The 9,359-nt window shown below is 68.3% G+C and carries 8 protein-coding genes; 4 read left to right on the top strand and 4 right to left on the bottom strand.

The window, feature by feature from the left end:
• Positions 1-165 precede the first annotated feature (165 nt).
• Positions 166-1,452 carry an MFS transporter gene (locus SREC43747_RS0118235; protein WP_236623266.1) on the bottom strand — a complete coding sequence of 429 codons (1,287 nt, stop codon included), beginning with the start codon at positions 1,450-1,452 and terminating at the stop codon, positions 166-168.
• 115 nt (positions 1,453-1,567) lie between these two features.
• On the opposite strand from SREC43747_RS0118235, the gene SREC43747_RS0118230 reads away from it, so the two are divergent.
• Entirely contained in the window at positions 1,568-2,545 is a 978-nt protein-coding gene (locus SREC43747_RS0118230) for an Lrp/AsnC family transcriptional regulator (protein WP_029722817.1), read from the top strand.
• 55 nt (positions 2,546-2,600) lie between these two features.
• Here SREC43747_RS0118230 and SREC43747_RS0118225 read toward each other — a convergent pair whose 3' ends face one another.
• From SREC43747_RS0118225 to SREC43747_RS0118215, 3 genes are all read right to left on the bottom strand, one after another.
• Complete coding sequence (locus tag SREC43747_RS0118225) at positions 2,601-3,410, bottom strand: thioesterase family protein (protein WP_029722816.1); 810 nt, start codon at positions 3,408-3,410, stop codon at positions 2,601-2,603.
• Positions 3,411-3,676: 266 nt separating this feature from the next.
• A complete protein-coding gene (locus SREC43747_RS0118220) occupies positions 3,677-4,543 on the bottom strand; it encodes a C39 family peptidase (RefSeq protein WP_236623265.1) in 867 nt (288 codons plus the stop codon).
• A gap of 621 nt (positions 4,544-5,164) precedes the next feature.
• Positions 5,165-6,145, bottom strand: coding sequence for a sugar-binding transcriptional regulator (locus SREC43747_RS0118215; protein WP_029722814.1), 981 nt, complete (start codon positions 6,143-6,145; stop codon positions 5,165-5,167).
• A gap of 130 nt (positions 6,146-6,275) precedes the next feature.
• Here SREC43747_RS0118215 and SREC43747_RS0118210 point away from each other — a divergent pair, with 130 nt between their 5' ends.
• The 3 genes from SREC43747_RS0118210 to SREC43747_RS0118200 form a co-directional block, all read left to right on the top strand.
• Positions 6,276-7,277, top strand: a complete 1,002-nt coding sequence (locus tag SREC43747_RS0118210; RefSeq protein ID WP_029722812.1) for a zinc-dependent alcohol dehydrogenase family protein — start codon at positions 6,276-6,278, stop codon at positions 7,275-7,277.
• Positions 7,270-8,604 carry an ABC transporter substrate-binding protein gene (locus tag SREC43747_RS0118205; RefSeq protein ID WP_029722811.1) on the top strand — a complete coding sequence of 445 codons (1,335 nt, stop codon included), beginning with the start codon at positions 7,270-7,272 and terminating at the stop codon, positions 8,602-8,604. Before SREC43747_RS0118210 ends, SREC43747_RS0118205 begins: the two co-directional genes overlap by 8 nt.
• Positions 8,601-9,359: carbohydrate ABC transporter permease (locus SREC43747_RS0118200; RefSeq protein WP_037332545.1), on the top strand; the 759-nt coding region annotated here is incomplete at its 3' end. The genes SREC43747_RS0118205 and SREC43747_RS0118200, both read left to right, overlap by 4 nt.

Here is a 9,359-nt window from a genome sequence, read left to right as displayed (position 1 = left end):
TCCGCGTTCGCGGAACCCGGTCTCGGGGTGGCGCATGATCTCGTCGCTGAGCGCGGTGATCCGCTCCGCCTGCCGGTCGATTTCCGCGCACACCCGTGCTTTGAGTTCGTCCTTCGACGTCACCAACAACCTCCGTGTCCTGTCCGCTGGAGCGGGCGCGCAGTGCTATGCCAAGTCCTTTCCCCTGGTTTCCGGCATCAGCGCGGCCACCAAGAGTCCGATCGCCAGCAGTGCGATGCAGTAGCCGGTGAACACTGAGGACAGTCCGATGCTGGCCAGGTAGGTGTTCAGGTAGGGGGCGGTGCCACCGGTGGCGGCCACGGCCAGGGAGTACGGCAGTGCCATGCCCAGGGCGCGCACCCGGGTCGGGAACATCTCCGCGAAAACGGCGGGGAGGATCGAGCAGACGGCGGCCAACAGCACCAGGGCGATCGACGAGGCGAGGGCCAACTGCCAGGCGGAGTCCTGGACCAACCGGTCCAGTGGAAAGCCCAGCACCGCCAATCCGACGCTGAAGATGATCAGGTTGGGTTTGCGCCCCCAGCGGTCGGACAGCGCTCCCCATGCCGGTAGGGCTGCGATGAACACGATGTTGGCCGCCACGCTCGCCCACAGCGCTGCGGTCGGGTCGATGTTCTTGACGGTGATCGCGTGGCTGGGGGCGCCGATGGCCCACGTGTAGTACAGGACGGTGCCGCCCGCGGTGAGCCCGACGACGCGCAGCACCGCGGCGCGGTTCTCCCACATGCTTCGCCGCACCGGTTGCCGCTGGGCGGCTCCTCTCGTGAACGCACTGGTTTCCCGCAGTCCGCTGCGCAGGTAGAACGCGTAGATCCCGAGCAGTGCGCCGATCACGAACGGGATGCGCCAGCCCCACCCGGTCATCTGCGCAGGGGTGAGCGCGCTTTCCAGGGCGGCTGCTTGCAGCGTCGCGCCCAGCACTCCCACCGTGACCGAGACGTACATGCTGGACGACCACAGGCCGCGCCGGTGCGCGGGGGCGGATTCGGCGAGGAAGGTGTGCGAGGCGCCGATTTCGCCGCCGATGCCGAACCCTTGGGCCAACCGGGCGAACAGCAGCAGTGCGGAGGCCAGCAGGCCGGCACTGCCGTAGGTGGGGGCCACGGCGATGAGCAAGCTGCCCAGGGCGGTGATGGCCATCGACAGCACCATCGCGCGTTGCCGTCCGGTGCGGTCGGCGAACCAGCCGAAGAAGATCCCGCCGAGGGGGCGCATCACGAATCCCGCGGCGAAGACTCCGAGGGTGGCCAGCATCGCCGACACCGGGTCGGCCGGGTTGAAGAACTGGTTGGCGAAGAACGGGGCGAAGATCGCGTAAACGCTCCAGTCGTACCACTCCAGTGCGTTGCCCACGCCCGCACCGAAGACCACTTTCTGCCACGGCGTGCTCGGCTGCGAGGGCGCTGTGGTGCCGCTGGTGGACACGGACACGTGGGCCTCCCGTGGTTCGGAGTGCGGATGCGGTTGGTGAGACAGCTTGAGCTCGACTGGCGATAGCAGACAAGATTGATTGAAAAAGTGACGGAAACAGCCAACAATGTGGCGCATGAAGCAGCCGGTTGCCGGTTTGGACGAATTGGACCAGCGGGTTGTGGCCGCTCTGCAGGTGGACGGGCGGGCTCCCTGGCGCCGCATCGCCGAGGTGATCGGGGCTCCTGAGCGCACGGTCGCGCGCCGCGGCGCCCGCCTGCTGGCCACCGGCGCGGTCGTGGTGAGCGGGTTCGCTCCCCGCGGGGAAATGGTGATCGTCCGCTTGCGCTGCACGCCGGGCGCGCAGCGAGTGGCGGGGGCCGCCATCGCCCGCCGCCAGGACGCCACGTTCAGCTATCTGATCACCGGGCCGGCCGATTGCGCCGCGGAGATCAACTGCCCGCCGAACCGGCTCGCCGCGTTGGCGCTGGACGAGCTGCCGGGCATCCCGGGTTTGGTCAGCAGTTCCACCGACCCCGTGGTGCGCTACTTCCGCGCGGTGCACCAGTGGCAGCCCGGTCTGCTCACCCCGGAGGAGGCGGAGGCGCTCTCCGACTTCCCCGCCATCACACCGCAACCAGCGCTCGCGGCGAATCCGCTCAGCCGCGAGGAGCGGCTGCTGGTGCAGCTGCTCAGCGAGGACGGCAGGCGCACCAACGAAGAGCTGGCCGCGTTGTCCGGCATGTCCGAGGCCACCGTGCGCCGCCGCATCGACTCGTTGCGCCGGCAGGGGCGCCTCTACTTGCGGGCCGTCGTCGAGCCCGCGCTGCTGGGGCTACCGGTCGAGGCGCTGCTGTGGTTGAAAGCCCACCCGCGTTTCGTGGGCGAGATCGGTGAAGCGCTGATCCAGTCCCACTACGTGCGCTACGCCGCGGCCACGACCGGTGAGTACCAGCTCCTCGTGCACGTCGCGGTGCCGGATGTGATGACGTTGCACCAGTTCACCACGTCGGGGACGTGGGCCGAGCACGTCGACATGATCGAGACGTCGATGCTGTTGGCCGCGCCCAAGCGCACCGGGGTTCTGCACTCGAGCCTGCGCCAGGAGGAGTGAGGCCGCGGCGCGGAAGGCGTTGCGGCGCAAGCGTTCCCCCGGTTCTGGGCGGTGTTCAGCCGTCCTTCGGCATGGGTCGGACGGTGAGGATCTGCTGCGCGTGCCCGACGGGGCCGGCGATGTCGTGCAGCACGGTGCTGGTGACCCCTTGGCCGGTGGGTCCGAAGGTGACCGTGGTGTCCAATCCGGTCCAGTCGCCTTCGGGTTGGCGGTGCAGGTGGACGGTGAGGTCGACGTTGGGGAACATCCACTCGGTGGGCGACTGGCGCACCGCGATGCCGTTGGCGGTGTCGACGCGGGAGAGGTAGGTGGCCAGGGGGCTGGCGGTTTGCCCGGCGACGAGGTCGAGGGAGCTGGTGACCCAGGCCGTGGCCCGGCCCGGCTTCGGCTGCGTCACGGCGCGGAAGTCCAGGGACGCGATGTACCCGCCGGGCCACGTCGAGCTCAACGCCCAGGGGGCGAGTTCTTCGGGCGCGGGAAGCCGATCAGCAGGCCCACCGGCAACAGCGGTGGTGTCGGGGGTGCTGAGGAACCAGGCCCGGGCCCGCACCACGGAGCGGTCGGCGATGCGCACGACGGCTTCGACCAGTTCGATGGTGCGCCCCGGCCGGATGGTCTCCACCTGGATCTCGCACTCGTCGAGAGCCAGGCGCCCCAGGATGTCGTAGCTGATCCGGGACAGGACCAGGCCGTTGTCCGGCTGGGTCGCCCGGTGGCGGTCGATGGCGTGGACGATGAGGCCGCCGAGCGGGCTGAAGTGCTGCTCCTCGGTGTTCCAAGCGCCGCCGACGTGGGTGGTGGGCTTGTACCGGTGCTCGTCGATGGGTTCGTAGTAGCTGTCCGGAGCAGGCGTGCTCGTGCTCAACGGGGCCTCCTGAAGCGGCGCTGGCGCGGTCGCGGTGTTGACGAGGACAACGTAATCGTCGACCCCCTCCTCCGGGAGCCACCAGGAACCCGTGGTGTCCGCCACAGAACCGGAGCCAGTTGCGGGAGGTTCTGGACCTGGGCCAATCCGCCGAGAACCGAGGGGACGGGCACCGGTTTTCGTCCGCAGCCCGGAACAGCGCGCCCCGCGCGAAAAGTGAAGGCCCGCCGGGGAGGCGGGCCTTCACTTCAACGCGGACGTGCCGATCAGGCGGTGTAGCCCTTGAGCTGGATCAGCGAGGCGAGCTGGTCCAGGGGCAGCCAGTAGTCCTCGTACCCGCCGAACTGGGCCGGGTCGGCGATGTGCACGGTCTTGTCCGCCTCGTTGTAGCCGACGATCGTCACGTAGTGGTAGATCGTCTTGCTGGACGGGTAGCCGGGGGGCTGGTTGCCCGGCTTCGCGACGATGTTGGCCACCATCGCCTTGCCGTCGTTGACGTTGCGGACGGTGTCCTGCCACAGCTCGTCGGTCATCTCCTGGGTCACCGGACGGCCGCCCCACTCCTTGGTCTCGTAGTGGACGCCGGTGCCGGCCAGCTGCTCGTTGAGCCCGTCGACGACCTGGCTGATGTGGTCAGTGCCGTTCTGGGTGGTGCCCAGGACGGAGGCCATTTCGCTCTGGCTCGGCAGCTGGTCGGTGCTGCTGGACAGGGCGATGCGGGCCGCCGCGGGGCCGCACCAGTAGCCCGTCTTCTGCGCCTGGTAGTCGACGTCCAGGGACTTGGTGACGGGGTGCGGCGGGGTCGCCTGCGGGGCCGGGGCCGGAGCCGGCTGCGGAGCCGGCGCCTCGGCAGGGGCCTGCACCTCGATCGGAGCCGCGGCAGGGGCCGGGACTGCCGCCTGGTTGACGGCCTGGACCTGGGCCGACGCCGCGGCGGGCTCCTGCTCCGCGCCCGCGCCGGTCATCAGCGGGTGGCCGATCGCCACGGCCGTGCCGCCGACGATGACCGCCGAGAGGACCTTGCCGGGGATTCGACGGCTCTGCTGGTTGTCCGGGGTCGAACGGAACTTGTGAACGAGTTCGCGGAGCGCGGTCTTCGGGGTGGGACCGTCCGCCTTGTGATGCTTGTTCACGTGAGCCTTTCCATGTCGGGGGCAAATCCAGTCCACCGCCGGGGGATGCGGTGGTCTCCAGCCGAGACTTCCGTGACTGGATCGTTATGGACAGGTCTCAATGTAACTAAGGGTCACCGCTGGTTCAATGAACTACCTGATCGGGGGTAGTCACCTTTAGGCGACTGACTCCGATGAGTAACCAAAATCGTTGAGTGGTCGAAACCTGTCCGACGAAGCGGAAAAATCCGACGCGAACCGCCGCCGCACCGGTCGCACCACCGAAGTCACGCGCGTTTTTCCAGGTGAAAGGCTCATGGAAGGCCCCGCGGCCGGGTCCGACCGAAGATCGACAGCGCGCCGCGGAGATCGTTCCGATCGAGATCGACTCGGCGAGCACCCGTTGCGGAGAGCCGCTGAACGGCAATCGTGACGCTGGGCACAGCCGGTTGCGAAGATCCGCTTCACCCGCCGGCACCCGGCCACTCGGCCCCCCGCCGAACCACCGAGAAGCCGTCCTGATTTCGGAGCGGCTGCCACCCCGACGAATCGACAGCGGCCCGCCCCGTGGCGCCCCCTCCGAAGCGGCGGACCGCGCACGAACACCCCGAGCGAGCTCAGCCCCCCCCGCTTCGGCGGGCGTCACCCCAGCGGCCGTTCCGCCGCGCGCTCCAACACCAGGTCGGCGGTGTGGGCGTCGGTGACCAGGGTCGTGACCACCCCGGAGCGCAGCACCGCGTCGATCGCCCCGGCCTTCGGCTCGGTGTAACCGAGCGCGATGACTTCGTCCACAGCGCGCAGCTGGTCGTGCGCGATCGCCAGCACCCGGTGCTCCAGTTCGGTTTCCAGTTCGTTGCCGTCGGCGTCGAACAGCCGAGCGGCGATTTCCGCGGCCGCCCCCTGCTGGCGGAGCAGTTCGCGCTCGCGCGGCCGCAGGGCGTCGTGGACGGTCGACTCGCCTTCCTCCCAGGCCCCGATGCTCACCACCGCCTTGGTGAGGTCGCGGAACCGCTCGAAGGTTTCGGCGATCCCGGGCTGCTGCCGCAAGATCTCGGTGGTCCGGCGGTCGGGCAGCACGAGCGGCCCGTAGATCGGGTACGCCTGCCCGCCGCTGGCCTGCGCGACCCGGCTCACCGTTTCCACCGAACGGTCCCGCATGTCCATCCCCGCTTGGACACCGCAGAGCTGGACGACCGGGCAGCGCGGCAGCCGCGGCAGGAAGTCGGCCATGGCGTTCACCGACCGCGCCCAGGCCAGGCCGATCACATCGGACGGGGAGACGAACTCGGCCAGGAAGCGGGCTGCGAGCGCACCGATGCGCCGGCGCAACTCCGGACGGTCTCCGCATGATTCCGCTCGGTTGAGCACCAATGCCCGGCGTAATCCGTACGCTGCGCGGACCGCTTCGGACAGCTCCAGGTCCACCGGGAGCGGAAGCTCGAACTCGACCCGCACCAGGCCGGTTTTCCGCACCGCTTCGAGGATTCGTGCCACCTTGAACCGGCTGAGCCCGGACTCCTCGGCGATCTGCGACTTGGTCTTCCCCTGGATGTAGAAGCGGTGCGCGACGGAAGCCGCGGTCATGCTGTCAGCCATCCGGAGATTCCACCCGGTTTCGCTCATATGAGCAGTCTAACCGGGAAATTCTGCGGAAATGTTGACGTCACGTATGCACAAGTTCTTAAATGCTCGCCAGCCTCCTGTCGGGCATCGACGCAATAGTGCTCAAACGAGCAGCGAAGGGAACAGTTTGATGCGCGCCGCAGTTGTTGACCAGCCCGGATCGATCCGGGTCGCCGACGTCCCCGATCCCAAACCCGGCAACCACCAACTGCTGATCAAGGTGGGCGCCTGCGGCATTTGCGGCACAGACGTGCACATCGCCGACGGGCACTTCCCGCCCACGCCCTACCCGATCGTGCCCGGGCACGAATTCGCCGGCGAAGTCGTCGAGATCGGACCGGAAGCACCGGGCGACTGGCGGGTCGGCGACCGGGTCGCGGTGGACCCCTCGCTGTTCTGCGGCTACTGCACCCCATGCCGGTCCGGGCACGGCAACCTCTGCGCCAATTGGGGCGCCACCGGGGACACCGTCGACGGCGCGTTCGCCGAGTACGTCGCCGTCCCGGCGGCCAACTGCTACCGCATGCCCGATTCCATGACCTGGCAGCAGGGTGCGCTGGTCGAACCGGTTTCCTGCGCGGTGCACGGTGTCCGGCAGATCGGGGTCGAGCCCGGCGAGCGGTTCCTGGTCATGGGGGCGGGCACCATGGGGCTGCTCATGCAGCAGCTGCTGCAGCGCGGCGGCGCCCAGGTTTCGGTCGTGGACCGCAACGCCTCCCGACTCCCGCGGGCCGAGCAGCTCGGCGCGGCCGCGGTCGCCACCGATGCCGCCGAGCTCGACCAGCGCTTCGACGCCGCGGTGGACTGCACCGGTGCTGCCCCGGCGATCGAAGCGGCCTTCGACTCGCTGCGCCGAGGTGGGCGGTTGCTGATCTTCGGGGTGGCACCGGCCGAGGCCCGGGTATCGCTCTCCCCGTTCCGCATCTACAACGACGAGATCAAGATCGTGGGGTCCATGGCGGTGCTGCACAGCTTCGGTGCCGCGCTGGACCTGGTGGCCTCCGGAGCGATCGACACCGAAGCGATCATCACCGACGCGTTGCCGCTGGAGAAGTTCCCGGAGGCGCTGGAACTGATGCGCGCTGGCACGGGGCTGAAGGTGCAAGTGATCCCGGGGATGAGCGATGCCTAGACGACTGGCACTGCTTCTGGCTTTCCTGCTCGTGGGGTTGACCGGCTGCGCTGGTGCCGGCGCGATCGGCACCTCGGGGCGAACGCTGGTCGTGGCCATCGTGTCCAACCCGCAGATGGAGGACGCGGTGCGGCTGGCCGGCGAGTTCGAGCGGGCCAACCCAGGAATACGGCTGAAGTTCGTGCAGCTCCCGGAGAACCAGGCCCGGGCGAAGATCACCGCGTCCACCGCCACCCAGGGCGGCGAGTTCGACGTGGTGATGATCAGCAATTACGAAACCAAGCAGTGGGCCGCCAACGGCTGGCTGGAGAACTTGCAGCCGTACTTCGATCCCGCCTACGACGCCGACGACTTCATCCCCAGCATCCGGGAATCGTTGTCCTACGAGGGATCGATGTACGCGGTGCCCTTCTACGGGGAGTCGTCCTTCCTCGCGTACCGCAAGGACCTGTTCGAGCAGGCCGGTTTGACCATGCCGGAGCACCCGACGTGGCAGCAGATCGCCGAGTTCGCCGCGAAGCTGGACGACGAGGAACAGGGCATCGCGGGCATCTGCTTGCGCGGCAAACCGGGCTGGGGCGAGTCGCTCGCCCCGTTCACCACCGTGGCCAACACCTTCGGCGCCCGGTGGTTCGACGAGGACTGGAACGCCCAGCTGACCTCACCTGAATTCCGCGCCGCCGCGGAGTTCTACGTCAACCTCGTGCGCGAGCACGGGGAAACCGGGGCCTCCAGCGCGGGCTTCTCCGAATGCGGAACCCGCTACGCGCAGGGGCAGGCCGCGATGTGGTACGACGCCACGGTCATGGCCGGCACCAACGAGGACCCCGCCAGCAGCAAGGTCGTCGGCAAGTCCGGGTACGTGCCGGCCCCGGTGGTGCGCACCCCGGCCAGCGGATGGCTGTACACGTGGGCGCTGGCCATGCCGAAGGGCACCGAGGACAAGGACGCCGCGTGGCGGTTCATGCGCTGGATGACCAGCAAGGAATTCGTGCAGCAGGTGGGGACGGAGTTCGGCTGGAACCGGGTTCCGCCGGGCTGCCGGCTGTCCACCTACGAGATCCCGGAATACCGTCGGGCCGCACGCGAATACGCCCAGGTCACTTTGGACAGCATCGACCGAGCTCAACAGCGCAACACCATGCTGCACCCGGTGCCGTACCCGGGAATCCAGTTCGTCGGCATCCCCGAATTCCAAGACCTCGGGACGCGGGTCAGCCAGCAGTTGTCGGCCGCCATCGCCGGCAAGATCAGCGTCGACGAGGCCCTGCAGCAGTCGCAGCAGTACGCCGAATCGGTCGGTGAGTCCTACCGGGAGACGCGATGACCACCACCGCAACCGCACCAGACCAGCAAGAAGAACCGCAGGAAGTCCGGAAGCCGCGGAAGGCGGGCAAGTGGTCCCGTTCGGCGTGGCTGCGCCGCGCACCGCTGCTCCCCGCGCTGGTGTTCACCATCGTGGTGACGCAGATCCCGTTCCTGCTCACCGTGTTCTACTCGTTCCAGTCCTGGAACTTGGTCCGCCCGGGTTCCCGGCACTTCGTCGGGTTCCGCAACTACGCGTACGTGTTCACCGACAGCCAGTTCCGCACCGCGATGCTCAACACGGTGGTGCTGACCGTGGTGTGCGTGTTCGTCGCGATGCTGCTCGGGTTGGGGCTCGCCCTGCTGCTGGACCGCAAGTTCCTCGGTCGCGGCGTGGTGCGCACACTGCTGATCACGCCCTTCCTGATCCTTCCGGCGGCCGGGGCTCTGCTGTGGAAGACGACCATGTTCGACCCCACCTACGGCCTGCTCAACTTCGTGTTGGGCACCGAAGTGGACTGGTTGTCGCAGTACCCGCTGGCGTCCGTGATGACGCAGATCGTCTGGCAGTGGACACCGTTCATGATGCTGCTGATCCTGGCCGGGCTGCAGGGGCAGTCCAAAGAGGTCCTGGAGGCCGCGGCCGTGGACGGCGCGGGCAAGTGGCGCATCTTCGTCTCGATCACCCTGCCCCAGCTGAGCCGTTACTTGCAGCTGGCGGCGCTGCTCGGGGCGATCTACATCGTCAACAGCTTCGACGCGATCTACCTGATGACC

It is taken from the genome of Saccharopolyspora rectivirgula DSM 43747 (genome assembly GCF_000497205.1).
Taxonomy (GTDB): Bacteria; Actinomycetota; Actinomycetes; order Mycobacteriales; family Pseudonocardiaceae; genus Saccharopolyspora; species Saccharopolyspora rectivirgula.
Note: the sequence above shows the minus strand (reverse complement) of the source record. Positions and strands in the feature narration are given on the sequence as shown.

Bases quoted from the DNA above. Each gene is read 5' to 3' on its own strand.
- SREC43747_RS0118230 (WP_029722817.1), top strand. From the start codon at position 1,568: ATGAAGCAGCCGGTTGCCGGTTTGGACGAATTGGACCAGCGGGTTGTG.
- SREC43747_RS0118210 (WP_029722812.1), top strand. From the start codon at position 6,276: ATGCGCGCCGCAGTTGTTGACCAGCCCGGATCGATCCGGGTCGCCGAC.
- SREC43747_RS0118215 (WP_029722814.1), bottom strand. From the start codon at position 6,145: ATGAGCGAAACCGGGTGGAATCTCCGGATGGCTGACAGCATGACCGCG.
- SREC43747_RS0118205 (WP_029722811.1), top strand. From the start codon at position 7,270: ATGCCTAGACGACTGGCACTGCTTCTGGCTTTCCTGCTCGTGGGGTTG.